This window comes from Streptomyces sp. MUSC 14, from assembly GCF_001866675.1.
Lineage (GTDB): Bacteria > Actinomycetota > Actinomycetes > Streptomycetales > Streptomycetaceae > Streptomyces.
The window spans coordinates 129368-154860 of sequence record NZ_MLYN01000023.1; the positions used below are offsets into that span (position 1 = coordinate 129368).

Annotated in this window: 27 protein-coding genes and 2 pseudogenes; 12 read left to right on the forward strand and 17 right to left on the reverse strand. The window is 69.2% G+C overall.

What is annotated here, in order from left to right; all coding sequences use genetic code 11:
* Positions 1-5: 5 nt before the first annotated feature.
* The 5 genes from BIV25_RS14775 (at position 6) to BIV25_RS14795 (ending at position 3987) form a co-directional block, all read left to right on the forward strand.
* Positions 6-935, forward strand: coding sequence for a metal ABC transporter ATP-binding protein (locus BIV25_RS14775; RefSeq protein WP_079176641.1), 930 nt, complete (start codon positions 6-8; stop codon positions 933-935).
* Complete coding sequence (locus BIV25_RS14780) at positions 922-1830, forward strand: metal ABC transporter permease (protein ID WP_071372757.1); 909 nt, start codon at positions 922-924, stop codon at positions 1828-1830. The genes BIV25_RS14775 and BIV25_RS14780 overlap by 14 nt, the downstream gene beginning before the upstream one ends.
* The gene (locus tag BIV25_RS14785) at positions 1827-2696 is read left to right on the forward strand and encodes a metal ABC transporter permease (RefSeq protein WP_071372758.1); all 870 of its coding nucleotides are present in this window, start codon (positions 1827-1829) and stop codon (positions 2694-2696) included. Before BIV25_RS14780 ends, BIV25_RS14785 begins: the two co-directional genes overlap by 4 nt.
* Before the next feature lie 13 nt (positions 2697-2709).
* On the forward strand, positions 2710-3162 hold the full coding sequence (locus BIV25_RS14790) for a Fur family transcriptional regulator (RefSeq protein ID WP_071372759.1): 453 nt from the start codon (positions 2710-2712) through the stop codon (positions 3160-3162).
* Positions 3163-3342: 180 nt separating this feature from the next.
* Entirely contained in the window at positions 3343-3987 is a 645-nt protein-coding gene (locus BIV25_RS14795; RefSeq protein ID WP_177235281.1) for a polysaccharide deacetylase family protein, read from the forward strand.
* Between the two features lie 101 nt (positions 3988-4088).
* Here BIV25_RS14795 and BIV25_RS52715 read toward each other — a convergent pair whose 3' ends face one another.
* From BIV25_RS52715 to BIV25_RS14805, 3 genes are all read right to left on the reverse strand, one after another.
* Positions 4089-4220 carry a hypothetical protein gene (locus tag BIV25_RS52715; protein WP_256255811.1) on the reverse strand — a complete coding sequence of 44 codons (132 nt, stop codon included), beginning with the start codon at positions 4218-4220 and terminating at the stop codon, positions 4089-4091.
* Positions 4221-4301: 81 nt separating this feature from the next.
* Positions 4302-5033 (reverse strand): cation transporter, encoded by a 732-nt coding sequence (locus BIV25_RS14800; RefSeq protein ID WP_071372893.1) that lies wholly within the window; start codon positions 5031-5033, stop codon positions 4302-4304.
* A gap of 2 nt (positions 5034-5035) precedes the next feature.
* Positions 5036-5371 (reverse strand): helix-turn-helix transcriptional regulator, encoded by a 336-nt coding sequence (locus BIV25_RS14805; RefSeq protein WP_071372761.1) that lies wholly within the window; start codon positions 5369-5371, stop codon positions 5036-5038.
* A 127-nt stretch (positions 5372-5498) separates the two neighbouring features.
* Between BIV25_RS14805 and rpmF the strand changes: the two genes are divergently transcribed.
* Entirely contained in the window at positions 5499-5669 is a 171-nt protein-coding gene (gene rpmF, locus BIV25_RS14810) for a 50S ribosomal protein L32 (RefSeq protein ID WP_071372762.1), read from the forward strand.
* Positions 5670-5675: 6 nt separating this feature from the next.
* Positions 5676-6848 carry a GTP-binding protein gene (locus BIV25_RS14815; RefSeq protein ID WP_071372763.1) on the forward strand — a complete coding sequence of 391 codons (1173 nt, stop codon included), beginning with the start codon at positions 5676-5678 and terminating at the stop codon, positions 6846-6848.
* Positions 6849-6935: 87 nt separating this feature from the next.
* Here BIV25_RS14815 and BIV25_RS54345 read toward each other — a convergent pair whose 3' ends face one another.
* Complete coding sequence (locus tag BIV25_RS54345; RefSeq protein WP_218158460.1) at positions 6936-7079, reverse strand: hypothetical protein; 144 nt, start codon at positions 7077-7079, stop codon at positions 6936-6938.
* A 726-nt stretch (positions 7080-7805) separates the two neighbouring features.
* Between BIV25_RS54345 and BIV25_RS14820 the strand changes: the two genes are divergently transcribed.
* Positions 7806-9470 (forward strand): alkaline phosphatase family protein, encoded by a 1665-nt coding sequence (locus tag BIV25_RS14820; protein WP_256255812.1) that lies wholly within the window; start codon positions 7806-7808, stop codon positions 9468-9470.
* A gap of 382 nt (positions 9471-9852) precedes the next feature.
* On the opposite strand, the pseudogene BIV25_RS14825 reads toward BIV25_RS14820, so the two are convergent.
* Positions 9853-10337 (reverse strand): annotated as a pseudogene (locus BIV25_RS14825) (integrase); the annotation flags it as partial.
* 341 nt (positions 10338-10678) lie between these two features.
* Positions 10679-10882 (reverse strand): cold-shock protein, encoded by a 204-nt coding sequence (locus tag BIV25_RS14830; RefSeq protein WP_071372764.1) that lies wholly within the window; start codon positions 10880-10882, stop codon positions 10679-10681.
* 288 nt (positions 10883-11170) lie between these two features.
* On the opposite strand from BIV25_RS14830, the gene BIV25_RS14835 reads away from it, so the two are divergent.
* Both BIV25_RS14835 and BIV25_RS14840 read left to right on the forward strand, forming a co-directional pair.
* Positions 11171-11356 (forward strand): antitoxin, encoded by a 186-nt coding sequence (locus tag BIV25_RS14835; RefSeq protein ID WP_071372765.1) that lies wholly within the window; start codon positions 11171-11173, stop codon positions 11354-11356.
* A gap of 149 nt (positions 11357-11505) precedes the next feature.
* On the forward strand, positions 11506-11718 hold the full coding sequence (locus BIV25_RS14840; RefSeq protein WP_071372895.1) for a hypothetical protein: 213 nt from the start codon (positions 11506-11508) through the stop codon (positions 11716-11718).
* Between the two features lie 263 nt (positions 11719-11981).
* Here BIV25_RS14840 and BIV25_RS52725 read toward each other — a convergent pair whose 3' ends face one another.
* The 4 genes from BIV25_RS52725 to BIV25_RS14860 all read right to left on the reverse strand — a co-directional run bounded on the left by BIV25_RS52725 (position 11982) and on the right by BIV25_RS14860 (position 17334).
* A complete protein-coding gene (locus BIV25_RS52725) occupies positions 11982-12614 on the reverse strand; it encodes a hypothetical protein (RefSeq protein WP_256255813.1) in 633 nt (210 codons plus the stop codon).
* A gap of 2 nt (positions 12615-12616) precedes the next feature.
* Positions 12617-12985: a prevent-host-death protein gene (locus tag BIV25_RS14850; RefSeq protein WP_256255814.1), complete on the reverse strand. Its 369-nt coding sequence runs from the start codon at positions 12983-12985 to the stop codon at positions 12617-12619.
* Between the two features lie 177 nt (positions 12986-13162).
* Positions 13163-13825: a hypothetical protein gene (locus BIV25_RS14855; RefSeq protein WP_071372766.1), complete on the reverse strand. Its 663-nt coding sequence runs from the start codon at positions 13823-13825 to the stop codon at positions 13163-13165.
* The gene (locus BIV25_RS14860; RefSeq protein WP_071372767.1) at positions 13825-17334 is read right to left on the reverse strand and encodes an ALF repeat-containing protein; all 3510 of its coding nucleotides are present in this window, start codon (positions 17332-17334) and stop codon (positions 13825-13827) included. The genes BIV25_RS14855 and BIV25_RS14860 overlap by 1 nt, the downstream gene beginning before the upstream one ends.
* Before the next feature lie 289 nt (positions 17335-17623).
* Here BIV25_RS14860 and BIV25_RS14865 point away from each other — a divergent pair, with 289 nt between their 5' ends.
* Positions 17624-18145 (forward strand): hypothetical protein, encoded by a 522-nt coding sequence (locus tag BIV25_RS14865; protein WP_256255816.1) that lies wholly within the window; start codon positions 17624-17626, stop codon positions 18143-18145.
* 44 nt (positions 18146-18189) lie between these two features.
* Positions 18190-19809: a trypsin-like serine protease gene (locus BIV25_RS14870; RefSeq protein ID WP_256255817.1), complete on the forward strand. Its 1620-nt coding sequence runs from the start codon at positions 18190-18192 to the stop codon at positions 19807-19809.
* A gap of 251 nt (positions 19810-20060) precedes the next feature.
* Here the strand turns inward: BIV25_RS14870 and BIV25_RS14875 are convergent, their stop codons facing one another.
* The 7 genes and pseudogenes from BIV25_RS14875 to BIV25_RS14905 form a co-directional block, all read right to left on the reverse strand.
* A complete protein-coding gene (locus BIV25_RS14875) occupies positions 20061-20609 on the reverse strand; it encodes a DinB family protein (RefSeq protein WP_071372770.1) in 549 nt (182 codons plus the stop codon).
* A complete protein-coding gene (locus BIV25_RS52730) occupies positions 20606-20944 on the reverse strand; it encodes a hypothetical protein (RefSeq protein ID WP_071372771.1) in 339 nt (112 codons plus the stop codon). The genes BIV25_RS14875 and BIV25_RS52730 overlap by 4 nt, the downstream gene beginning before the upstream one ends.
* A 203-nt stretch (positions 20945-21147) precedes the next feature.
* A pseudogene (locus tag BIV25_RS51030) lies at positions 21148-21486 on the reverse strand (LLM class flavin-dependent oxidoreductase); the annotation flags it as partial.
* On the reverse strand, positions 21483-22541 hold the full coding sequence (locus BIV25_RS14890; protein WP_071372773.1) for an aliphatic sulfonate ABC transporter substrate-binding protein: 1059 nt from the start codon (positions 22539-22541) through the stop codon (positions 21483-21485). The pseudogene BIV25_RS51030 and the gene BIV25_RS14890, both read right to left, overlap by 4 nt.
* A gap of 42 nt (positions 22542-22583) precedes the next feature.
* The gene (locus BIV25_RS14895; protein ID WP_071372774.1) at positions 22584-23315 is read right to left on the reverse strand and encodes an ABC transporter ATP-binding protein; all 732 of its coding nucleotides are present in this window, start codon (positions 23313-23315) and stop codon (positions 22584-22586) included.
* Positions 23312-24127 (reverse strand): ABC transporter permease, encoded by an 816-nt coding sequence (locus tag BIV25_RS14900; RefSeq protein WP_071372896.1) that lies wholly within the window; start codon positions 24125-24127, stop codon positions 23312-23314. The genes BIV25_RS14895 and BIV25_RS14900 overlap by 4 nt, the downstream gene beginning before the upstream one ends.
* A 74-nt stretch (positions 24128-24201) precedes the next feature.
* Positions 24202-25098 (reverse strand): TauD/TfdA family dioxygenase, encoded by an 897-nt coding sequence (locus BIV25_RS14905; protein WP_071372775.1) that lies wholly within the window; start codon positions 25096-25098, stop codon positions 24202-24204.
* Positions 25099-25493: the final 395 nt, after the last annotated feature.

Here is a 25493-nt window from a genome sequence, read left to right on the forward strand (position 1 = left end):
AGGCCATGAACCTGATAGCGAAGGCCCGCGAAGCCGTCCCGACCCGCCGGAGCGGCAGCCATGACGACGGCCCCGACACGGCAGCCGGACCCGGAACCGGGCCGGTGGTCGCGCTGCGCGGCGCCGCCGTGCGGGTCGGCGGCCGGACGCTCTGGTCGGGGGTGGACCTTCGCATCGGGGCCGGCGAGTTCACCGCCGTGCTCGGCCCCAACGGCGTCGGTAAATCCACCATGATCAAGGTCCTGCTCGGCACCCTGCCCACGGCAGCCGGTGACGTGCGGGTCCTCGGCGCCCGGCCCGGACAGGCCAACGACCGCATCGGCTACCTGCCGCAGCGCCGCAGCTTCGACGCCACCTTGCAGATCCGCGGTGTCGATGTCGTACGCCTGGGCCTGGACGGTGACCGGTGGGGAGTTCCGCTGCCGTTCCCGAGCGCACGTAGGCGGGCCGACCGTGCACGCGTGGACGAGGTGATCGAGCTGGTCGGGGCGACAGCGTACGCGCACCGGCCGATCGGGCAGTGCTCTGGGGGCGAGCAGCAGCGGCTGCTCATCGCCCAAGCACTGGTGCGTCAACCTCAACTGCTCCTGCTGGACGAACCGTTGGACAGCCTCGACCTCCCCAACCAGAGCGCGGTCGCCGCGCTGATCGGGCGGATCTGCCACCAGGAGGGCGTCTCGGTGGTCATGGTCGCCCACGACGTGAACCCGATACTCCACCACCTGGACCGCGTGGTGTACCTGGCCGAAGGCGGTGCCGCAACGGGCACGCCCAGCGAGGTCATCACCTCCGAGACGCTGACCCGGCTGTACGGCACGCCCGTCGAGGTGCTGCGGGCCTCGGACGGGCGGCTGGTCGTGGTGGGCCAGCCGGAGGCGCCCGCGGTGCACACCGACCGGCACGACACCATGGGGAGCGGTCATGGCGCTCGCTGAGACGGGGGTGCCGGTCTGGTCGTGGAACCTGCTCGCCGACTTCCAGGAAATGTGGTCGTACCCCTTCATGGTCAACGCGTTCCGCGCGGGCGCGGTCGTGGCCGTGGTCTCCGCGCTCGTGGGGTGGTTCGTGGTGCTGCGGCGCCAGACGTTCGCCGCGCACACCGTCTCGATGGTCGCCTTCCCCGGCGCCGCCGGGGCGGTCCTGCTCGGAGTGAGCGCGGTCTACGGGTACTTCACGCTGTGCGTGGCCGCCGCGTTGGTCATCGCCGCCCTGCACGGCGGCGGAGACCACCACGAGTCCGCACTCACGGGGACCGTGCAGGCGTTCCTGATGGCGTCCGGGTTCCTGTTCATCGCCCTGTACAAGGGGCTGCTGGAGGGGCCGCAGACCATCCTCTTCGGCACCTTCCTGGGCATCACCTCGTCCCAGGTGACCGTGCTGACGGTGGTCGGCGCGGTGGTGCTCGCGGTGCTGGCGGTGATCGGGCGGCCGCTGCTGTTCGCGTCCGTCGACCCGCAGGTCGCCGCCGGGCGCGGGGTGCCGGTCCGCGCCCTTTCAGTGATCTTCCTCGTCCTGCTCGGTGCGGCCACCGCCGAGGCGAGCCAGATCACCGGCACCCTCCTGGTCTTCGCCCTCATGGTCATCCCAGCCGCCACCGCGCAACTCCTCACCGCGCGCCCGGCGCTGAGCCTGGCCCTGGCCGTCCTGCTGGCGTTCGCCGCCACCTGGCTCGGCCTGACCGCCGCTTACTACTCGCCCTATCCCCTGGGCTTCTTCGTGACGACCATCGCCTTCGCCGGATACGTACTCGCCCTGGGCTGGCGCTCACTGCACACGCTGCTCGGCAGCCGCACCGGCGCCCGGCTCACTTCCGCGGAGGCGACCGCATGACCGTCCTACTGGCCGCATCCCCCCTCTCCCAGCCGTTCTTCCAGCACGCCCTCCTCGCCGGGACCGCCATCGCCGCCGCCTGCGGACTGGTCGGCTACTTCCTCGTCCTGCGCGCCCAGGTCTTCACCGGCGACGCCCTCAGCCACGTCGCCTTCACCGGCGCCATGGCCGCCCTCGCCTTCGGCGCCGACCTGCGCCTCGGACTGTTCGCCGCCACCATCGCCATGGCTGTGCTCTTCGGCACGCTCGGCCGCCGGGCGCGCCCCGACGACGTGGTCATCGGGAGCGTCTTCTCCTGGATCCTGGGCCTGGGCGCCTTCTTCATCACGCTCTACACGACGTCCCGCAGCACCGCGAACGGAACCGCCGGCGTCAGCGTGCTGTTCGGCTCCGTCTTCGGTATCTCCTCTGCCGGCGCGGTCGTCGCGGCTCTGGTGGCCGCGGGGGTCGGGCTGCTGGTGGTTCTCATCGCCCGGCCGCTGCTGTTCGCCACGCTCGACGAGGCCGTGGCCGCCGCCCGCGGGGTGCCGGTCCGCCTGCTCGGCTACGGCTTCCTCGCCCTGGCCGGGATCAGCGCCGCAGAGGCGACCCAGGCGGTCGGCTCCCTGCTGCTGCTCGGCCTGCTCGCCGCCCCCGCGGGCGCCGCGATCCGGCTCACAGACCGCCCCTACCGGGCACTCGCCCTCTCCACCGCGCTGGCGGTCTTGGAGATGTGGACGGGACTGTTCGCCTCGTACGCGGTGCCGAGGATGCCACCGAGCTTCGCCATCATGGCCATGGCCACAGCCGTCTACGCCGCGACGTTCCTGATACGACGGCCCGCTTCCAGCCCTCGTACGAGAACGGCCGTCCCCGTCGGCACATGAGCGAAGGCACCCGATGGAACGCGAACGACAGCCCGCCCCCACACCCTTGGCCGACGTCACGCTGATCGGCCGCCACACCCAGCAACGCACCATCGTCGTCGAGGCGCTCATCCGGGCCGAGGGCTTCGTCGGCGCCCAGGCACTCCACAACCGGCTCGCCGCCGACGGCTCACCGGTCGGCCTGTCCACGGTCTACCGCACCTTGACCGCGCTGGCCGCCGCAGGCCGGGCCGACATGGTCCGCGACACGGGCGGCGAACGCCTCTTCCGCTACCGCCCCGGCCCCGACCACCGCCACTACCTCATCTGCACCCAGTGCGGCCTGAGCCGACCTGTCGACGCCGGCCCGGTGGAGGACTGGGCGGACACCATCGCACAGACCTCCGGCTTCGCGAACGTCCGGCACACGGTGGAGCTGTCCGGGGTGTGCCCGGACTGCGACCGACGGCATGCGACGGCCGGATGACCATGAACAGACAGCGCAACCACCGTACTGGGTGATGCAGTTACCCATGGCATGGAGAGCACAGGCAGTACGCATGTCACCCGCCGGGCCCTGCTGTCGGTCGGCGGACTGATGTTTCTCAGCGCCTGCACAGCCCCTGGCGGTACGCCTGAACACGCAGAGACGCCGGCGCCGGACATCGTGAAGCCCACGCATCCGGGCGACTCTCACGCCAGCGAGCCGGCTTACGTCGAGCTGCCGGGCAGGCCGGAGTTCTACGTTCACCAGGGCCCGCGAGCCATCGCGCTGACCATCGACGACGGTCCGAACCCCGAATGGACTCCGCAGGTGCTGGACCTCCTGCACCGCTACGCCGTAACCGCCACGTTCTGCCAGGTCGGTGCTCGCGTCAGCGCGTACCCCGGCCTGGTGCGGGCGGTGGCCGCCGAAGGCCACCTGATCGCCAACCACACCTGGACCCACGCCGACCTGGCCCGGGCATCCGCGGCGACCGTCCGCTCCCAGCTGGAACGCACCAGCGACACGATCGAGAAGGTCACCGGCCAGCGCCCCACGATCTTCCGCGCCCCTTACGGAGTCTGGTCGGAGCCGACCCTGGCCACCTGCCGCGCGCTGGGCATGCGGCTCCTGGACTGGTCCGTCGACCCCCACGACTGGTCACGACCGGGCACCTCGCTCATCGTCGAGCGGATCATGGCCCACGCCCATCCCGGATCGATCATCCTCGAACACGACGGCGGAGGCGACCGCTCCCAGACAGTGGCCGCCCTGCGCCTGGTGCTTCCCCGCCTGCTCGACGCCGGCTATCACTTCGTCACCCCCTAGACGCCCACACCGTCAACCGTCGTCCGGACGGCCATCACCTCACCCTCGCTCGCGCCGACCGCTTTCGTGGCGGCGAACGCGGTGGCGCCCGCGACGTACAGCTACCCGGCCGCCTCCCGGGCGAGCGCGGCCGGCCTGGGCACCACCTGCGTCTCGGGCAAGAGAACCGACTCGGCGTGGCTCCCCCGGTCCCACGTCCAACCGAGCACCTCGGCACCGGTGCCGACTGTCACGCCCGCAGAGTCGCTTCCCTGGCCGAAGGGGAACGTCTCGGGAAGGCGTCTGGCCAGCGCGCCGGAGCGGATCGCGCCTCGTCAAGCGCAGCAGTCGCAGCCCGAAGCGCAACCGCAGGCATCCGTTGCTCCCGCCTGCTGTCGGCCGGGGCCCGGTGTCACGGCCGCCGATGCCGCCCAACACGCCTCTCCGCGCCACGCATCCCGCCCCTCCTTCACCGCGACCGTGGCAATGGCCAGGGCTGCGACCGGATCGGCCCACGACCAGCCGAGCACGGCGTTGGCGACCAAGCCCACCAGCAGGACCGCCGACAGATAGGTGCAGAGCAGAGTCTGCTTCGAGTCGGCCACGGCCGATGCCGAGCCCAGTTCCCGGCCGGCGCGGCGCTGGGCGGCCGACAGGAACGGCATCACCACGAGCGAGAGGGCGGCCAGCGCCATGCCGGGCAGGGAGCCCGTGGCCTCGCCCGTTCCGCTCAGGGCCCGTACGGCGTCGACGACGACGTAAGCGGCGAGCGCGAAGAACGACATCGCGATGATCCGCAACGCGGTCTTCTCCCTGGCTTCGCGCACCGCGTGCTCGCGGGCGGAGAACTGCCAGGCGACGGTGGCGGCGGAAGAGACCTCGATCACGGAGTCGAGGCCGAAGCCGACCAGCGCAGCGGACGAGGCCAGAGTCCCGGCCGTGAGGGCGACGACCGCCTCGATGGCGTTGCAGGTGATGGTTGCCGCGACCAGCAGCCGTATCCGTCTGGCAAGGACGCCGCGCCTGGCCGGGTCGGGGCCGAGAGGCAGGGAGATCCCTGTCGTCATGGTCAGCAGCACCCCTTGTCGTCGGCATCGGCGTACGTCCGGGCGCCCTCGACGGCGACCACAGCGGTGCGCAGGTCGTCGAGCGCGTGACCGAGGCGTTCGTCGGCGAGTTCGTAGCGGGTACGGCGGCCCACGGGGACGGTGACGACCAGGCCGCAGTCACGCAGGCACGCCAGATGATTCGACAGCCTGGTCCGCGAGATGTTCAGCGCGCCCGCGAGGTCGGCGGGGTGGGCGGGTGCTTCACGCAGGGCCAGGAGGATGCGGCAGCGGATCGGGTCGGCAAGTGCTCGACCGAACCGGACCAGCACGTCGATGTCGGAAGCCACAGTCAGCACACACCCGACAGTACACACACTCCTGAATTCAGAAAATCCTGAATCGGGCGGGGGGCGTCGGACCTCTATTCGTAACGGGATTCGTTTTCATGTACCTTCTGCATGGTCACCACCGAGGAGGAACTCCATGGCTGTCCCCAAGCGGAAGATGTCCCGCAGCAACACCCGCCACCGCCGCGCCCAGTGGAAGGCGGCCACGCCAACGCTCGTCCCGGTCACCGTCAACGGGGTCCAACACCTGGTGCCGCAGCGGCTGGTGAAGGCGTACGAACGCGGACTGCTGCGCCCCGAGGGCTGAGCGCCGATGCCCTTCGATCGACTGCCCGTCACCGTCCTGTCCGGGTTCCTCGGCGCGGGCAAGACCACCCTCCTCAACCACGTCCTCGGCAACCGCGAGGGACTTCGCGTCGCGGTCATCGTCAACGACATGAGCGAGGTGAACATCGACGCCGCCCTGGTGCGCGGCGGCCAGGCGGCCCTGTCGCGGACCGAGGAACGGCTGGTCGAGATGACCAACGGCTGTATCTGCTGCACCCTGCGCGACGACCTGCTCGAAGAGGTCGACCGACTGGCCCGCGAGGGCCTCTTCGACTACCTCCTCATCGAGTCGTCCGGCATCTCCGAACCCATGCCAGTGGCCGCCACCTTCGCCTTCGCCCGCGACGACGGCGCCACCCTCGACGACCTCGCCCGCCTGGACACCATGGTCACCGTCGTCGACGCCGCAGGCTTCCTGCCCGAACTGGCAAGCGGCGACGAACTCACCGAGCGCGGCCTGGACCAGTACGAGGACGACAAACGCACCGTCAGCGACCTACTCATGGACCAGATCGAATTCGCCGACGTCATCGTCCTCAACAAGCTCGACCTCGTGGACGACGACTCCGCCGACCAGCTCCGGGCGACACTCAGCCGCCTCAACCCGGCCGCGCGTATCGTCCCCGCCGTCCACGGCCGCGTGAAGGCAGGCCACGTACTGGGCACCGGGCTGTTCGACCTGGAACGCGCCCAACAGGCCCCCGGCTGGGTGCGGGAACTCAACGGCGACCACGTCCCCGAGACGGAGGAGTACGGGATCTCCTCGACCGTCTTCCGCGCCGAACTCCCCTTCCACCCCGGCCGACTGTGGACCTTCGTCACCGAGGAGCTCGACAACGGCGCATACGGGCAGATCCTGCGCTCCAAGGGTTTCTTCACGCTGGCCAGCCGCCCGCACGTGACGGGCCTGTGGTCACAGGCCGGCTCCGTTGCACGCTTCGAGCCCTCCGCAGCCCGCGACACCGACAGCCCGAGCGGCCAGGAACTCGTCTTCATCGGCACGCACCTGCACACCGACGCACTACAAGCGGCACTCACCGACTGCCTCATGACCGACGGCGAGAGCCTGCCACCCACCGACCCGTTCCCCCCTTGGGATACCTACGGCACCGACGAAGCTTGCGACCACGAGCACTCCGAACTCGTAGCAGGAGCCTGAAGGCCCCTCGCCAGGCAATGAACGCAGCCACGACGCCGCCCGGCCCAGCCCTGCCGGCAGGTGTCGCCGGCAGGGCAGGTACGTGCGTTACTCGGCCCGGGAACCGGTGGAGCGACCGTGTACGACGGCGAACGCGGCCGAGGCCAGCCCCAGCACGCCGACGACCAGCCCGGCGATGCCGAGGCCGCGGGCGGTCGAGTCACTGGCCGACGCGGTCGACTTGGTGCTCACGGAGCCCTTCGTGCCGGCAGGCGAGACGGTTGGGCTGCCGCCCTCGTCGGCGCCCTTGGCCGTGAGCTTGAGGACCGGTGCGGGAGGCCGTCCTCCGCCTGATCCGCCCCGACTCCTCCGCCGGCCCCGTCTACTTCGTGCTGCACGACGTGGCCAGCGAGGCCCGGGCCCGCGAACTGGCCGTCGCCCTGCACGCCGCCCTCTACGACCACCTCGAACCCCTGGCCCGTGCCATCCCCCCTCTCGCCCTGACAGTGCACCCGCGCCTCAGCGACTCGGCCCCAACCAAGGTTCCACTGAGCCTGATCCCCGGGACCTCCAGTTCGAAGAAGGAGGCCCGGCCGTCACCATCGAGATCGAACAGCGGTGGGCCCGGCGAGGAAGGTGATCGCCCGGCCCCGTGCGCCCCGGCATGCGGCCCCTCTTCGCCGCCCGGACCTGCCGACGGCACCGTCGCGCCTGCGCTGACAGGGTCGCCACCCGCCCCGCTCAACGTCTTCTCAACCTCTTCTCAACATCTTCGGCCCGACGCCTCGCCCAGGCTGGTCGAGGCCAGTGCCTGCTTCACTCCCGTCGCTCCTGCGCCGCCGGTCCACGGTCTTATGTGGAGGGGCAAATACGCTGGGTTTGCCAAACGTTCAGATTCCGGCTGTTGTCGCGACAGAACCGGCGGCTAGTCATGTCCCGCATCGCCGCCCGCGTCATCAGTAGCAACTGGAGTTGGTTGTGACCCGCCGATCCATACGACTGGCCGCCGCCCTCGGTGTCGCCATGACCCTCGCCGGAGGCTCGCTCGCCGCCGCGTCGGAGCTCGACGGCTCCTCCTCCGCGCCGCGGAAGACCGCGACCGCCAAGCACGTCCTCCTGTTGTCCGTTGACGGTCTGCACCAATCGGATCTGGCCTGGTACGTCACCCGCCACCCCGGCTCCGCCCTGGCCCGACTGGTGAACAGCGGCGTGCACTACACCAACGCGCACACCACCACCCCCTCGGACTCCTTCCCCGGCATGACCGCCCAGGTCACCGGCGGCGGCCCGGGTACCACCGGCATCTACTACGACGATGTGTACAACCACGCCCTGCTCCCGGCCGGCACCACCCACTGCAAGGGCGTCAAGCCCGGCGTCGAGGTGGACATGACCGAGGACATGGACAAGAACAAGGCCTCCCTCGATGCCGGCCAGGGCCTGAAGAACCTGCCCGGCAGCATCCTGCAGATGACCGGCCGACCGCAGAGCCTGCTCGACCCGACCAAGCTGCCCGTCGACCCCACGACCTGCAAGCCGGTCTACCCGCACTCGTACCTGCGGGTGAACACCGTCTTCAACGTGGCCCGCAAGGCAGGACTGCGCACCGCCTGGTCGGACAAGCACATCGCCTACGACATCCTCAACGGCCCTTCGGGCACGGGCATCCAGGACCAGTTCTCCCCGGAGATCAACAGCGACGCCAACGGCTACCCGGCCGGGAACGACTGGACCACCGACAACAAGGCCACCGAGCAGTACGACAGCTACAAGGTCAAGGCCGTCCTCAACGAGATCGACGGCTACGACCACAGCGGCAGCCACAAGGTCGGCACCCCTGCGATCTTCGGCATGAACTTCCAGTCGGTCTCCACCGCGCAGAAGCTGCCCACCTCCGAAGGCCTCAAGGGCGGCTACGCCGCCAAGAGCATCCCCGGCCCGCTGCTGCAGAAGAACCTCGACTACGTCAACACCCAGGTCGGCGCGATAGTCAAGGAGATCCGGGCCAAGGGCCTGGCCTCCAGCACGGACATCATCCTGTCCGCCAAGCACGGCCAGTCGCCCACCGATCCCACGGCCCTGACCCGCATCGACGACGGTCCGCTGCTCGACGGGCTCAACGCCGCCTGGAAGAAGAAGCACCCGGGTGCCGGCGACCTCGTCGCGCACTCCGTGGACGACGACGGCATGCTGCTGTGGCTGAACGACCGCTCCGCCGAGGCCACCTCGTTCGCCAAGCAGTACCTGCTGTCGCAGAGCGGCAAGGGCACCGACATCACCGGCAAGCCCACCAAGTCCTTCACCAGCAGCGGGCTCAGCAGGGTCTACGCGGGCAAGGAGGCGGCGTCGTACTTCGGCGTCAAGCCCGGTGACGCCAGGGTCCCGGACCTGTTCGGCATCGCCAAGTACGGCGTGGTCTACACAGGCGGCACCAAGAAGATCGCCGAACACGGCGGCGCCCACGCCGACGACCTGAACGTCCCGCTCGTCATCTCCGGCGCAGGCACCCCCGCGGGCGTGACCAAGCCTGCTCAGGTCGAGACCACCCAGATCGCCCCGACGATCCTGTCCCTCCTGGGCCTGAACCCCCACGACCTGCAGGCCGTCCAGAAGGACCACACCCAGGTCCTGCCGGTCCGCTGACTCTCGACAACCTGCGAGCCCGGGCCCGGGTGGACCGCACGCAGAACAGCGTGCGACCACCCGTGCTCATTCGAGGGCGTCAAGTGCTGATGTGCAACGGCCTGACGGCAGGTCACAGCCGCAGAGGTAGTGACCCTCCAAGGGCTCACCATGGCTGATGGGGGGGCACTCGGTTGGCACCACGACCATGCGGCGGGCCCTCGGTGACAACCGGCGCGCCGCCGCTGTGGGAGCGCACGATCCGGGCGGTCTCCGGCATGGCCAGGCCCTGGGCGTCGACCAGCCCGCCTGCTACGGCGAGGCCGGCATTGGTCTGCTTCATGAACTGGATGTGGGCCTGGATCTCCTCGGGCTTCCACTCGTCGAGCTTGGGGAAGTCGATGCGGCGCGGGGCCGGATCGATGCCGGCCGCGTGCAGGATCTCCCAGACGGTCGAGGCGGCGATCGGGTGTCCGAGCCGGACCAGTTCGCCCTGGATCCGGCGGTGTCCCCATCGGCTGTTGTCCCGGGCGAGGCGCAGCACGAGATTCTTCAGGGCCGCATGGGTGGGCGGCCGTCCCGGCCCACGGCGTCGCCCAGAGTAGTCCCGGCGGCCGGCGATGAGCTTGCGGTGCCGGCCAGAAGCGTGCTGGGCGTGACCGGGAAGACCTCGGCCCAGTGGCGGCGCGAGATCAGCGAGGACAGGGCCACGAACCGGAGGCGGTCGGCAGACTCGTACCGTATTGGTCTTTGCAGCCGGCGTCGTAGCACGGCGTTCTCGTGCCGCAGGACCAGCAGTTCCGCCTCCTTCGCGGTCTGGCGCCGCAGCAGCACCGCCGGAACAGACAGAAGATGCCGAGTGACCTGGTACACGAGCGACACGATCACTTGAGCATGGTCGCAGACCAACACCCCGGGGCGTGGCGCTTTGACCAGCAGCGATGAATATCCGAGCCCCACAGGATTAACGTCTACATTCATGTAGACGTTAATCCGCGTGTCCTTACGGTCCACGATCAGTGAGGTGCAGCGGTCGAGCCCGCGAGGCTCGACTGGTCGGACCGGCTCCGCCGCACGCCAGGCTCACCGTCCCGTCGTCTGGCCCAGTAGCTATGTGATGCTCTCTGTGGAGCTACGGATCAGAAGGTTGCACCAGGTAGATGGCGGGCGGGAACGAAGGAGCCCCAGCCGGGATGTGCCCACCGGCTGGGACTTCCTTGTGTTCGGTGTTACAGGGGGCGGATGTTCTCCGCCTGCGGGCCCTTCTGGCCCTGCGTAACGTCGAACTCGACGTGCTGGCCTTCCCGGAGCTCGCGGAAGCCCTGGGTGGCGATGTTCGAGTAGTGGGCGAAGACGTCTGGGCCGCCGCCTTCCTGCTCGATGAAGCCGAAGCCCTTTTCCGCGTTGAACCACTTCACGGTGCCCTTGGCCATGTGCTGTCTCCTTCGAGGGGCTCGTATCGGGTCCCGCGCCATGCGGGATCCGGAGGTGATCGCCCTGGTCCGGAGAGGCGTTGAACAGCAAAAACGCCCGCGATTGCGATCACGGGCGAACGGGACTTCGGAACCACGACTGCTACTTACGACGCTACACCGGCTGGTAGCACTCGGCGATACAGAAACACCGGCCCGACACCGGCCGGGAGTCCCCGGCGCTCGGAATGCGTCGTGTGATCCGTCCGGCGATCCTGGAGCTGCCAGGCATCCCTGAGGAGGACAGCCATGTCCATGCTCGACAAGCTCAGGAGTCTGCTGCATGGCCACGAGGACCAGGCCCGGCAGGGCGTCGAGAAAGCGGGCGACGCCTTCGACGAGCGGACCGGCAGCAAGTACGAGAGCCAGGTCGACACGGCGAAGCAGAAGCTCGACGAGCAGCTCGGGCAGCAGCCCCCGGACGACCAGCCGTAGGCGGCCCAGGCCCGCTCAATACAACTTGTCGATCTTGCCCGGACGCAGCGCCATGCGGCTGTTCCGCGACGTGACCCGTGGGGCGACTGGCCGCCACTGACATCCGTCTCCCGAGTGCGGCTCACCTGCCGTTGGGTGAGGCTGTGGTCATGGCTGAGCGTCGAGTGATCGTGTTCCCGCCCGGCGAGGGTGGCGGACGTCGTGTGCAGGTCGACAGCGAGACTCTGGGCACCGCATACAGCCTGCACGACCTGAGCGTGTTTCTTGAGCGTGCCGGCCTGGAGGGGTTGGACGTGGTGGACCTGGTGAAATCGCCGCTGATCGAGTGGCGCGGCGGCGGCCCGGAGGTATGGGAGCACTGAACGCCCCGCCGGAGGCTGGTCGCCGCCGTCGCCCGTTCGGCGCGCAGCGGTCGCTGTCGCACCCGGGTTCGCGTTCGCTGGGAGCGAGCCCGGCATGTGACCGGAGCTCGCCCCCCATCAAGCCAAGGAGACACAGCCATGGACCAAGGAAAGATCCATGAGTGGGACGCGGAACCGGGCGAGGGAAGCATCAAGAACGACCGAGGTGGTCCCGTGCTGTACTTCACGGTAGACGACCTCATGATCGACCCCGACGAGATCCATCAGGGGGACACGGTCTCGTTCCGGGTCGAAGGACCCGGAAAAGCAGCCATGGTCAACAAGGCCTGAGCCCGGAAATCAGCGTGCGGCAGGCACCACCCGGAAGGTGAACGGGTGGTGCCTGGGCGGGTTTCTACGCGGTCGGCCGACCCGGCGACGTGAACAAGCAAGGCGAGCAGATCTTCCACGCCGGCGGGAAAATCGCCCCCGGTCGCGGCAGCCACACAGCGATCATCCCAATCGGATGCGCGCTCGCCGACGATGTGCGACGCTGCGAAGCGCGCCTGCTTCGGCTCGTTCGGGTGGCTCGTGTGCACCTGCTCCAGGAAGACCGTGCGCTCGTGGACGTAGAACCAGATGCGCGCGGTGCCCTTCGCAGTCGGTTTGCGCTGCCACCGCTCATGGGTCGCGCTGCCACGCTCAATGACGCCGAGCTCACCCTTGAGCCGGTAGTTCGTCGGCGTCGTGAACAGTGGCGTCCGCGTGAGGAAGTCCCAGGTCTCCGTCATGGGGTTGCGGATCGTCGCGACGAGGTCGCGCCATCCCTTCTGCGCGTCGGCTGTGGCGAAGCGGATCTCGTACTCGATCTTCTTCGGAGGGCGAGGAACCAGCTCGCCCTTCCTGGCGGCCGCCACGGCTACGGACGCTCCACGGTCTCATCGCCGTCGAGCCACTCCAGACCGGCGCTGCCGCTGCTGAGCCCGGCCGCGACGGCGGTGGCCGTCTCCTTCCAGGAGGTCAGCTCTGCGATCGCGAGGTGCGGCTGGTCGGTGGAGAACGACGCGCGCGCCGCATCGACGAGGTCCTGTGCGCAGGACTCCCGGCCGGCCGGCGACAGCGCGAGCATCCAAGGGAAGGCGTTGGACATCCGCTCAGCGAGCGAGCCACGGTCGTCGAGGGTGACGGTGATGAGCTGCGCGGCAAAGTCCAGCAAGCGGGCACGACCCTCGGCCTCGCGCTGCGACATCAGGACCAGAGCCTCGCCGTCGCGCCGGGTCACCGTCACGGGGTGGTCCTCGGCCTCGGCGGATAGAACCGGCGAGAGGTACGGACAGCGACGCCACCCACAGCAATTCCAAGATCACTTACCGGACAACCTCACTGCCGTCAACCCATGCTGAAGCCCCGCCAGGACGCACCTGACGGGGCTTCAAATTTGCGGAAGCATCCTACGGTGTGGTTCTCAGGATCTGGGCCGGATCGTCGAACTCGGCAAGGAGCCTTGACCGCCTACAGGTCCATAGTTGGCGGTCAGGGTTGCGGCGTACTCGTCCGGGACAGTCCGACCCGCGAAGGTCAGCGGAAGATAAGACTCCAACGCGCCCGACACCTCAAGGAAGGGCCCGAACTGCGCGCACCACTCATTCCGTGCAGCTGCGTTCGGGAAACCCCGGAAAACTGCAACCTCGGGGTCCCTTTCACCCCAGCACCCCCATCTTCCGGAAGGTCCGGTCACAGCGATGACGTTCGCCGAGATCGCGATCGACCCCATGATGTCGCCGTCTGGCTCATAACCGATCGCGGCCCAATAGTCGTCCACGCCAGCCTCGACGGACAACGACATCGCCGGGTACATCCGATACTCCGGGAGGTAGAACGCATCGCAATCCGGCTCAAGAACTAGCAGTTCGACGCGCCCGTCACCGTGCCACCGGGCCATCGCGCAGAGCGCCGGCCAGAACTCCGGAGTGAGGACCGCATCGAACTCACAGAACAGCGAGTCCCCCGCATCCTCCTTGAAGACCTGGTTGGGCAACCTGGCGTCAAGGTCGAAGGTGACTGTGCCACGGGAGCGAACCTCCAGGTAGCTGTTGCGATCGACCACAATCGAATTCGCCTCTGCCATTAGTCCTCACCCAGCCTGATCTTGATGTCGGCCTTCTTGGATCCTGGATTGTAGTAGTCCGCCGTCCACCCCTCGTGGCTGTTGGCCTTCCCTCGAAGGAAATACCTTGCCCCGTCCTTCTCGTACATTATGTTCGGGCCCTTGTCTATGCGAGTCCACCCATTGGCCTCAAGGTTCTTTCCAAATTCCACGGGACCGACGTCCGTCGATTTGTTCAGCATGCGAGCGCCGGGGCTAGTGATGTCCTCGTATTTCGAGCTCTCTGCTGCCTTTGCGGCGCGGGAGGCCTCGCCGACGCCTTCGACGCCTTCTTCTACCTTCTTGGCTGCCTTGAGTTCGCCGGCGCCGGGGATGACGACCATGGCGGCGAAGGCACATTTGCCGAGGGTGGGGTTCTCGACGCAGTCCTGGATGTCCTTGCCGCCGGAGAGTGTCCACAGTCCGCCGTAGATCATGGCGGCCTCTTGCGGATCCACGTTGATCGGCGGATCCATGACACCGCCGTCCTTGAGGCAGTCGGGGTAGTAGCCGAGGCGGGGGATGTAGTGGCAGTGCTTGGTCTTCTTGTTGGCCTCGGCCTGTGCCTTGCGTGCCGCTTCGGCCTGGCGGCGGGCTTCGGCTTCCTCGGCCCGGCGCTTGTCCATGGTGATCTGCCATGCCTGGGAAGCCTGTTCCTGGGCTTCCTTGGCGCTCTTGCCGGCCGCGGTCGCGGAGTCGTGGGCGTCGGCGGCCGACTGGTCGGCCTGGGCAGCGGAGGTGCGTGCGTAGTTGGCGTTGAACTCGGCCTGGGCGGCCGATTCGGTAGCGTCGGCGGCCGACTGGTCGGCGGCGTCGGCGGCGGCACGCGCGGTGGCCACGGACTTGCGGGCCTGCTCGGCGGAGTTCTCGGCGGAGGTGGCGGCCACGTCGGCGTCGTGGGCGTAGCCCTGGGCTTCGTGGGCGGAGTTGGCCGCCTGGTTGGCCGCGTTTTGGGCGTCGGTGGATGCCTTGTGGGCGTCGGCGGCTGCCTTGGCGGCGAGCCAGCTGTTCTTGCGTGCCGTGGCGGCGATGCCGGAGGCTTCGGCGATCAGGCGCTGCATCTGGGCGTTGTGGGTGTCGGCTAGCTTGTCCTTGCGGTCGGCCATGTACTGGCCGACGTTGAGGAAGGCTTCGAGCTGGTCGGCAGGGCCGGCCAGGGCGATCTTGGCGGCTGCCTTGACCTCCGGGCCGCCGTCGTTGACGAGTTTGGAGGCGGTCACGCGTTCGTCGTCGCTGCGGGCGGAGTACTGGCCGGTGGCGATGAAGGCGGCCAGTGTCTTGGGGTCGTTGGTGGCCAGGGCGGCCTTGGAAGCTTCCTTGACGCCGGGTCCGCCGGCGTTGTTGATCTGGGAGACCTTCACCCGCAGGTCGTCGCTGGCCACCGTGTACTGGCCGGTGGTGTAGAAGTCGGCAACCTGCTGGTCGCTTCCCTTGAGCGCCGCTGCGGCGGCGGTACGCACCGCCTGGTAGGGGCTGTCGGTGGTGAGTTCGAAGACTGTCTCGCGCGTCGCCTGGGCATTGGAGGTCTGCCAGCCGGTGCGCAGGTAGGCGATGACGTCGGCGTCGGTGCCGGACAGGGCTGTGGTGGCCGCCTGCTGGCTGAGCGGGCCGAGGTCTTTGAGCGCCTGCAGGGCGAGCCGGCGTCCCTTGGCGGCCAGTGCCGTGGTGTCCGCGTCGGGCTTGGCGGCTTCGGCGGCCAGGGCCTGTGCGGTGTCGTCCAGGCCGCGTGCCTCAAGGACGTTGGCGGCGGTCTGGGAGGTGAGGGTGTCGGTCTGGTCCTTGCGGCTGCGGGCGCGTTCGATGGCGGCGTTGGTGCGGCTGGTGAGGTCTTCGGCCTCGGTCTTGCGGGCGATGTCGAAGACCTTCTTGGCGGTCGTCACCGCCAGGGCGGCGGTATCGGCGGCCTTCTTGGCGGCATCCGTCTGCCGGTCGGCCTGCTTGGCCGCGTCCGTCGCCTGCCCCGCGTGCTTGGCTGCGTCCTCTGCGGCGTCGGCTGCCTTGTTGGCGTGGTCGGCGGCAGAGTTGGCCGCATCCCGCGCGGCGTAGGCGGCGTCCGCGGACTCCTGGGCCAAAGCCTGGGCGGCGTTGGCCGCGCGGTTGGCCTCGGCGGCGTGCCGGTGGGTCTCCGCTGCCGCCCGTGCGGCCTCCCCGTTGTGGACCCCGGCCGCGTCCGCGGCAGCGTTGGCCTCGTCCGCGGCGTCCGCAGCTGCGTTGGCGTCGGCACCGGCGGTCAGCGAGTCGGCCGCGGCGGCCTTGGCGGCCCGGGAGGCGTCACCGGCCGCCTGGGCGGCCTGCGCCGACTTGCCCGCCAGCAGCGCGGCGGCCCGCGCGGTTGCCGCGGCGTTCTTGGCGTCCTCGGCCTTGGAGGCGTTACCGGCCGCCGCGGCAGCCGCGCTGTAGGCCCGTGATGCGGCGTCGGCCGCCGCGGCAGCGGCGCTGGCGGTCTGCGCGGCAGCCGCCGCGGCCACCCGCGCCGACTCATTCGCCGCGTTGGCCGCTCCGATCGCCTCCTGCGCCGCACCGGCGGCGGCCCGTGCGGCTTCGGCGGCCTGGCTGGCCCGGGCCGCGGCGAGCTGTGAGTCGCCCTTGGCCGCCTGCGTCTGCTTGGCCGCCCGCTGCGCGTCCTGCTTGGCCAGTGCCGAGGCTGCCTTGGCCCGCGCGGACTCCGCCTTGGCCGCCTCGGTGGCCGCCTGCGCGCGCACCCCCGCCTTCTGCGCCTGGTCCAGCAACTGCTGGATGGTGGCGTGTTCCTGGTCCTTGTTACGGGCCACGAACTGCCCGACCTCAAGGAACTCCACCACGTCGTCGGGCGTGCCCTGCAAGGCGAGCTTGCCGGCCGCCTTCACCGCCTGCCCGCCATCATTGATGATCTTGGAGACCTCGACCCGGTCGTCGGTCTCCTGCGCCTCGTACTGGCCCGACGCCAGGAACCGGGCGACGTCCTCCGGGGTGCCCTTCAAGGCCGCCACCCCGGCCTGCTTGACCCCCGGACCGCCGAAGTTGATGACCCGCGACACCTCGACCCGCTGGTCCTCCTGCAGCGGCGCCTTCCAGCCGTCCTTGAGGAAGGCCCACACGGCACCCGGGTCGGTGGACATCAGTGCGTTCTTGGCCGCTTCCTGCACGGCCGGGCCGCCCACGGCGACCATGCGGCTGGCGTCGACGCGGTCGTCGTCGTTGCCGATGGCGTCCTTGTCGGCGAGGAACTTCCTCACGTCCTCGTCCGAGCCGACCAGGGCCTTCTCCGCCGCCGTCTTCACACCCGGGCCACCCCAGGTCCACGCGTCGACGACGAGGCGGCGGTCGGAGACCGGGTATCCGCCGTCGTCCGGGTCGTCGTCCGCGGCGGCCGGTCCGGCGCCGAGCAGTCCGGCGGCGAGCGTGAGCGGCAGCAGAACGGCGCAGGCGCCGCGAAGTGCCAGGCGGTGTCCCCGTGCCGGCGCTGTTGTGTTCTTCGGTGGCGCTCCTGATGAGCGCGAAGGCCGTTTCACTGGCCCATTCCCCCTGAGAATTGAGCGATATCAGTCACATGTCGGCACGCATGCGGGCGCGGCTGGTCGAGGGCCGCGTCCGTTGACATCAAGCGGTGGCCACTACACCCGGGTGACCTGGTCATGACGTCCGCGCCGACCGGCCGGTCGCCCGTCATCCGTGCTGTGTGGTGTGGTGTGACTCCTGACTACATGCACATGCCAGTAACATCCTATGCACAGACCAGGCACGGGATGTTCACGGGAACTCCACCGCTGTGCCGCACCACAACGGGGAAGGAAAGACACCTTGATATCCAAGGTTCGCAACGTCATCATGGCGGGCGTCTGCGGGGGGCTGGCACTCTGCGCCGGAGTCGCGACGCTGACCACCGCGCATGCCGTTCCGGGGGACCCATCCCCCACCGCCTCGGCCACACCGGCGCCGGGTGACGGCACGATGCCCTCAGCCGTCGAGGACTTCGCCTACCCGGGGGCGGCGAAGATCTTCCAGGAGAAGCAGATCCTCCTCAAGCAAGGTGACGGTCACATCATGCTGACCGACTGCAAGTCCACGTACGCGATCATGGTCGAGTCCCGGACCGCCCAGAAGCAGTTCTGCTTCTCTGTCAGCGGGAAGCAAGGCGACCTGACCCTGGAGCTGCCCGATGCCTACGGCATCTGGACCCAGGACCACCCGGTCGAGGCCAAGGTGAAGAGCGGCGACAAGGAAACCGTCGTCGAGGCTGCGAAGAACGATTACAAGCCCATCGGCGAGGCGGGCGCCAGCGGCAAGCCCTCCGTCCTCGTCGAGCTCCGGGTCACCGGCTGACCCCGAGTCGTTCGCCGACCGAACTCCTTGGCACTCTCCATCACTTGAAGGACACACCTATGTTCGCCGGACGTTCACGTACCGCGAGGATCAGCGCACTTCTCACCGCAGCCGCCGCCACGGCTGCCGGTCTGTTCACGGCGACGGCCGCCCACGCCGTGGTCGGTGGCCAGGCCCAGGACGGCGCGTCCCCGTTCCTCGTGAAGCTCGACATCACCATGGGCGACGCCAAGCGCGCCTGCACCGGCACCCTTGTCGACCCCCGCTGGGTGCTCACCGCTGCCAGCTGCTTCGCCGACACCCCCGGTGCGGCCGTCCCGGCGGGGGCGCCGAAGGGGAAGGCCACAGCCACCGTCGGCCGCGCCGACCTGTCCAACACCTCGGCCGGAACCGTACGGGACGTCGTCGAGCTGGTGCCCCGCACCGACCGTGACCTGGTCATGGTCAAGCTCGCGAGCGCCGTAAGCGGTGTCACCCCCGCCTCGGTGACCACCACCGCACCCACCGAAGGCGAGAGCCTGCAGTCCGCCGGGTTCGGACGCACCCGCGACGAATGGGTGCCCGATCACGCTCACACCGCTGCCTTCACCGCCGGCACCGTGACCGGCACCGGCGTGCAGCTGGCCGCATCGGGGGACGCGGCGATCTGCAAGGGCGACACCGGCGGCCCGATCCTGCGCACCACCGACGGCCATACGGCGATCGTCGGTGTCAGCAGCCTGTCCTGGCAGGGCGGTTGCCTGGGCACCGACCCGGCCGAGACCCGCACCGGCGCGGCGGCCGCCCGGGTCGACGACCTGTCCACCTGGATCCAGCAGGTCGCCTACGCCCCCGTCTTCGCGGCCGCCCCGTGGAAGCACGCCGTGCAGATCACGGCCGGCTACTACACCGGCGACTCCGCCGGCGGCACCCGCCACACGGACCTGATCGTCGTCTGGGACAGCGGCAAGGTCACCCTCTACCAGGGCGGCTACGGCAACGACCCCGCCCGCCCCTTCGCCGCAGAACACCAACTGCAGCCCGAGAAGAGCATCTGGACCCACGCCGTCAACGTGACCGGCACCAACACCGGCGGCGGCACCGACGGAGTCGTGGTCCGCTGGTCCGACGGCGAGATGACCCTCTACCCCACCGTCGACGCCAAGGGCTTCCACGGCGAGAAGCAGCTCGCCCCGCCCAAGACCAGCGAATGGGAGGACGACGCCCAGCAGCTGACAGCCGGCCGATTCACCGCGAACGGCCTGCGCGACGACCTGCTGGTCACCTTCAAGGACGGCCACGTCTCCGTCTTCAGCGACCTGGCGGCCAACGGGCTGAAGAAGCAGACCCAGACCGTCGCGAAGAACACCACCTGGCCCTACGCCGAGAAACTCGCCACCGGCTCCTTCACCGGCAAGACCACCGACGACGTGCTGGTGCGCTGGATCGACGGCGAAACCACCATCTACCCCGGCATGACCGGCAAGACCCTGCCCGCCGAGACCAGGATCCGGCCCGCCAAGTCGTACTGGACCAACGCCGCCGCCATCACCGCCGGCGCCTTCACCACCAACACCACCGCCAACGACATCCTCGTCCGCTGGAACGACGGCCACGTCAGCTACTTCACCGGCGTCGACGCCAAGGGTCTCCACGACGAAGTCCAGCTGGCACCCGCCAACTGAACCGCCTGGACGCGGCCTTCGGACTCTCAGCCCACGGGCTTGTCCCTGTCCCTGTGTCCACGGGCCCGTTGAGTACGCCGCCCGGCAGTGCCCCGGGCGGCGCTACCACACCAGGGAACGCACCCGCGGCGCGACGAGGGAGCTGGCCGGCGCAACCCGGCGGTCGGGTGACGCGGCTTCACGGACACCGCCGCGGCTGCGCTCACGCGCACCAGGATGGCTTCGGATTGTCGGGTGTGACGCTTGCCGGGTCACATGCCGGTGGCGCCGTCGATGCGTTCGCGCAGCAGGTCGGCATGACCGTTGTGCCGGGCGTACTCGGCGATCATGTCCACCAGGATCCTTCGCAGTGAGATCGGCTCGCCGGTCCTCTTGCGGATTCCTGTTTCGTCCAGCGACGCTGCGGCAGCAGTGATGTTCCGGGACCGTTCGCATTCTGCCCGCCAGACGGCGAAAGCTTCGTCGACGTCACCGTCCAGACTCTCGAAGTCCTGGTCGGGGTCATCGTCGGAGTAGTAGAGCAGCGGGACGTCCTCGCCGGCGAACTGGATGCGGAACCACCAGCGTTCGACGCCGGCCAGATGTCGCACCAGGCCGTGCAGGGACAGTGCGGAGGGCGGCACCGCCTGTTCGGACAGTCGCTCCGGCGGCAGACCGGCGCACTTGAGCTCGAAGGTGGCCCGGTGCCAGTCCAGGACCGCGCTGAGAGTCTCCTGTTCGCCGCCGACGGAAGGCGGGGCGGGGCGGGTGTCGCCGTTCCATCGGGGTGCGTAGTGCTTGGGGGCTGGGGCGCCGGTCATCGTCTGCCCTCCTGGTCGGGGACGGGCCGAGTCTGACAGGCGCCACTGACATCGGGTCGCCCCGCTGCGGGTCCTTGGGTGACATCGGTGATGGGCAGCAGCGTCGCGATGGGCGGAACACCCAGCTGACGGGGTGTCGGTCCGGCTGGGATGGGGACGTCGGTGAGCCGTTCCAGGAGCTGGTCGAGGGCGGCGTGGCCGTCGTCGACTGCGGCGCGTTCGTCGTCGGTGAGCGGGATGCTGGCCGGCATCTTCTGCAGGTTCTCCTTCGCCTCCAGCAGCTGGCCCCTGCTGGAGTTCTTCGGGGTGTAGAAGTCGCAGCGTGCGCAGGCCATGCGGTGCTGGCACTGCTCGAAGAAGGTGTAGGTGCACCAGCCGTGGCCGAGGTCGTAGTACTGCCATGGCTCGCCGTTGGCGGCGGCGCCGGAGGCGACCGCGTCGCGGTCGACGAGTACTTCGATGGTGCGGACGTTGCGGCAAAGTATCCGGCGTCGTCGTAGGCCCTGGCCAGGTTGTTCGGGGTGATCTTCGCGTAGTGCGCGGCGAGCCGGCGGGCGAGGTTGTACGGCTCGTTGTAGGTCGACGACACGGTCGCGATGAGGCCGATCCTGCTGGTCGCCTGGGACAGCGCGGTCAGCAGCGTCAGCGGCTCGAGCTGGCCCGGCGGCCGGAACTCGCCGGTGCCGATGAGGGCCGGGCCGTCCGCGAGGAACAGCGAGTCGAACTTGGCGCTCTCCGCCAGCTGGGCCGGCTCGATCCAGTGCCGCAGGTCGAAGTCCGCCCGGGGATTGCTGTGCGGGAGCCGCCACGCCGCCTCGTGGTGACCCGCCTCCATGAGGAAGGCGTTGAGGTGGAGCCGACGCCGTCTCGCGCTCATGAGGTGACCTCGAGCTTGGAGCTGTCGTAGCCGGCCGGCAGGAGGTTGTCGGTGATCGACTTGACGTCGACTTCCTTGGTGATCTGACCCGCCTCCAGGAAGGCGTCGGCGAGCTTCTGCTCCAGCTCGATGTCCGACTGCTCCACCGGGGTCACTCGGTTCGAGTAGGCGGCCAGGGACGCCTTGGCGTCGGCCAGCGGGATTCCCTGCTCCTTCGAGAGCGCCTGCGCGTACTGGTCGGGGTTCTTGACCGCCCAGGCGAACTCTCGCGAGAGCCTCTTCAGGACGTCCGTGAGCGCAGCACGCTTGGTCTTGTCCTTCAACGACGTGTCACTGGCGACGTAGTAGCTGCTGGTCTGGTCGATCGGCGGGAGACCCTTCACCAGGATCCGCGCGCCGTTCTTGACCGCGATCGCGGACTGCGGGTTCCAGATCGACCAGGCGTCCACCTTACCGGTGTTGAACGCCGTCGCGCCGGCCGCCGGGTCGAGGAAGGTCAGCTTCACGTCCTTGGGGGTGAGGCCGACGCTCTTCAGCGCGTTCAGGGCCAGGCCGTGGGCCGAACTGCCCTGCGGAACAGCGATCTTCTTGCCCTTGAGGTCGGCGGCCGTCTTCAGCGTCGAGCCCTTCGGCACGATGATGTTCTCGTTCGACTGGGTCGGCGTGAGTGAGCGGTTGACGGCGACGACCTTGAAGCCGTACTCCTTCGCGGCTCCGGTGATCGGCGGTACGTCGCCGACGCTGCCGAGGTCGATGTCGCCCGAGGCGGCGGCCTGCACGAGGGGCGGGCCGTAGGTGAACCGGGCGAACTTCACCTTGTACGGCGCGTTGTCGAACACGCCGGTGATCTTCGCCAGCTCCTGGCTGCCGTCGCCGCCGTTGTCCCCGATGGTGAAGGTGTACTTGCTCCACTCTGGGTGCTTGGCGTCGCTCGCTGCGACGGCGTTGCTCAGCGGCGCTGCGCTGTCCGAAGACGACGATCCGCAGGCGACGAGGGTGCCTGCCAGGGCGAGCGAGCCGACGGCGCCGATGAGTCTGGTGGTTCTCTTTCGCATGGTTGTCGTGCTTTCTGTGCTGAGTGAGCGTGTTCGGGGAGGTCAGTGCTGGCCGGCGAGGCCGAGGTCTGTCAGGAGCCGGGCGCGGAGTTCGTCGCGTGCGACGCTCGCTTCGCGGTCCGCGGGGGAGAGTCGAACCTCGTGCGAGGTGCCGATGCGTCCGTTGCTCATGACGACGATGCGGTCCGCCAGGGCGATCGCCTCGTCGACGTCGTGGGTGACGAGCAGCATGGCGGCGTGATGCTTGGTCCGCAGCGCCCGTACCAGGTCGTGCATGCGCAGCCGGGTGATGGCGTCGAGGGCCGCGAACGGCTCGTCGAGCAACACGAGTTCGGGCTCCGATACCAGGGCCCGTGCGAGCGACACCCGCTGGGCCTCGCCGCCGGACAGCTCCTTGGGCCACGCCCTCTCACGGCCTGCGAGGCCGACCTCGGCCAGCACCTTACGGGCCCGCTGCTCCGCGTCGGGTCCGTGCAGGCCGAGCGTGACGTTCCGCAGCACCCGCTGCCACGGCAGCAGCCGGTCGGCCTGGAAGACGATCGCACGCCGTGCCGGGACCTCCACGCGCCCTCCGTCGGGCCCGTCCAGTCCGGCGAGCAGCCGCAGAAGGGTGCTCTTGCCGCAGCCCGAGGGGCCGAGCAGAATCACCAACTCCTCGTCGGCGACGGTGAGGTCGAGGTGGTCGAGCACCACCCGGTCACCGAACCGACGGACCACCTGCTCGACGACGACTCCGGTCTGCCGACGGGGCTCCGTCGCGATCGTGCTGCTCATGACGCCTCATAACTGGGTCGCCACCGCAGCAGCACCCGCTCGAGAGCCCGGACGAACTGGTCGGCGAGCAGACCGAGGAGCGAGTAGATCACCAGCCCCACGAAGACCTGGTTGGTCTGCAGATAGGTCTGCCCCTGAGTGATGAGGAAGCCAAGTCCCTGGTTCGCGTTGACCGTTTCGGCTGCGACCAGGCCCAGGACGCTGTACGCGAGGGAGAACCGGAGGCCAACGAGGAACCCCGGCAGGGCCCCGGGCACCAGAACCCGCGTCACCAGGCGCCAGGTGCCCGCGCCCGTCGTCCGCGCCATCTCGATCAGCCGCTGGTCCACGCCCCGGATCGCGGCGAACAAATTGAGATACATCGGCACGCCGGCACCGAAGGAGATCAGCAGCACCTTCGTGAGTTCGTCGATGCCGAACCACACGATCATCAGCGGAAGCACGGCCAGGAGGGGGATCGTGTTGAGTACCTGCACGAGGCCGTTGAACAGATACTCACCGCTGCGCAGCAGCCCGCCCAGCACGCCGGTGACGATCCCCACCGTCAGACCGATCGCCAGACCGATGCCGGCCCGCTGCAGCGAAATGGCCACATCGGGTCCGAGGACGCCCTGTTGCCACAGATCGGCGGCTGACTTCACGATCGAGGTCGGCGCCGGGGCGTAGGTCTTCGACACCGCTCCGGCCCGGGCGAGCACCTCCCAGGCGATGAGGATCGCGACCGGAGTCGTGTAGATGCCCAGCGGCCAGCGCAGGCGCTCGCGGAGTGTGCGCAGCAGCGTCCTTCGGCCGGCGTCGCGCGGGAGGAACACCTCGCGTTCCCGCGCGTTCGTCGTCCCGGGGTCCGGGCCCCTCACGGCGGCCGGTGCCGGGATGCGGACCTCGGTCATGCCGCCACCGCCAGCACGCTGCTGTAGTGCGAGGCGTCGCCGCGGAGTTGCTCACTGCGGCGGCCGTCGACACCGGTCGGCACCTCGCCCGCGACCGTCACCCGGTTGAGGCGGCGCGGGTGGTCGTCGTAGTTGTCCGCCCCGTAGTGCTGGGTGATCCGGTTGTCGAAGATCAGCAGCTGGTCTCGGGACCACCTCCAGCGCAGGATGTTCTCCGGACGCGTTACGTACGACTGGAAGATGCGCAGCAGATCGGCCGAGTCGCTGCCCGACAGGCCGACGATCCGCTTGGCGAACCCGCCGATGAACAACCCGCGTTCGCCCGTCAGCGGATGCACCCGCACGACCGGGTGCTCGGCCTCGTAGGGCGTCGAGACGAAGATGCGGTCGTACTCCTGCTGTTCGGTGGTCGCGGCTGCGGGGCGCGCGTAGTCGTACTGGTTGGTGTGTACGACGCGCAGCGTGTCGGCGAGGGCGCGCAGCGGTTCGGGGAGGTCGCGGTAGGCCGCGGCGGCGTTGGCGATGAGGGTCTCGCCGCCGTAGGGCGGGATCACGACGGACCGGAGCGTGGTCAGCTGCGGCGGGTTGACAACGAAGGTGACGTCCGTGTGCCATGCGTTGGCTTTGGAGGTCTCGCTGTCGACGGCGAGCACGTTCGTCGTGCCGTCTGCCGCCGGCACGTTCGGATGAGCGGTCGTCAGCTCGCCGAACCACCCGGCCACACGCTCCTGGTCGGCGTTGTCGAGCCGCACGTCGTCGAACACGATCGCCTTGTGCTCGTTGAGGGCGTCTCGGAGCGTGTTGATCGTCGAGAAGTCCGGCGGCGCCGCGAGGCCGACGCCTTCGACGACTGCGCCGATACGGCCGGTGAGCTTACGGATGGACGGAGGCATGAGGGGGTCCCTCCCGGACGGATGGGCACACCAAGGCGTGCCGGGCAGCGGGATGAAGGCGCTGGTAGCGCGCAGGACTGATCGGCCCGGCACGCGGAACGCCGAATCGGCCGGGCCGGCGAGAAAAAGCATGGTCGCAGGACCGCTACGGCCGCGTTCTCAGCGACCCAGTCGGCGTACGCGAAGAGGCTCCCGGCTCATACGAAGCGGAGAGCTCACAGGAGGTGGATACGACGATCCGGTGGGGAAGCATCGCAGTGCGGGCGGTTTCCGCCTCAGCCCGGCGCGCGCCGGCTACGCACACCGGCCAATGCCAGCGACCACTTGCCGGGTCAGCGACAACAAAACGCGCTGGAGACGTGCGCCAGATCAATGTGGCGCCGCCGGGTCAGGTC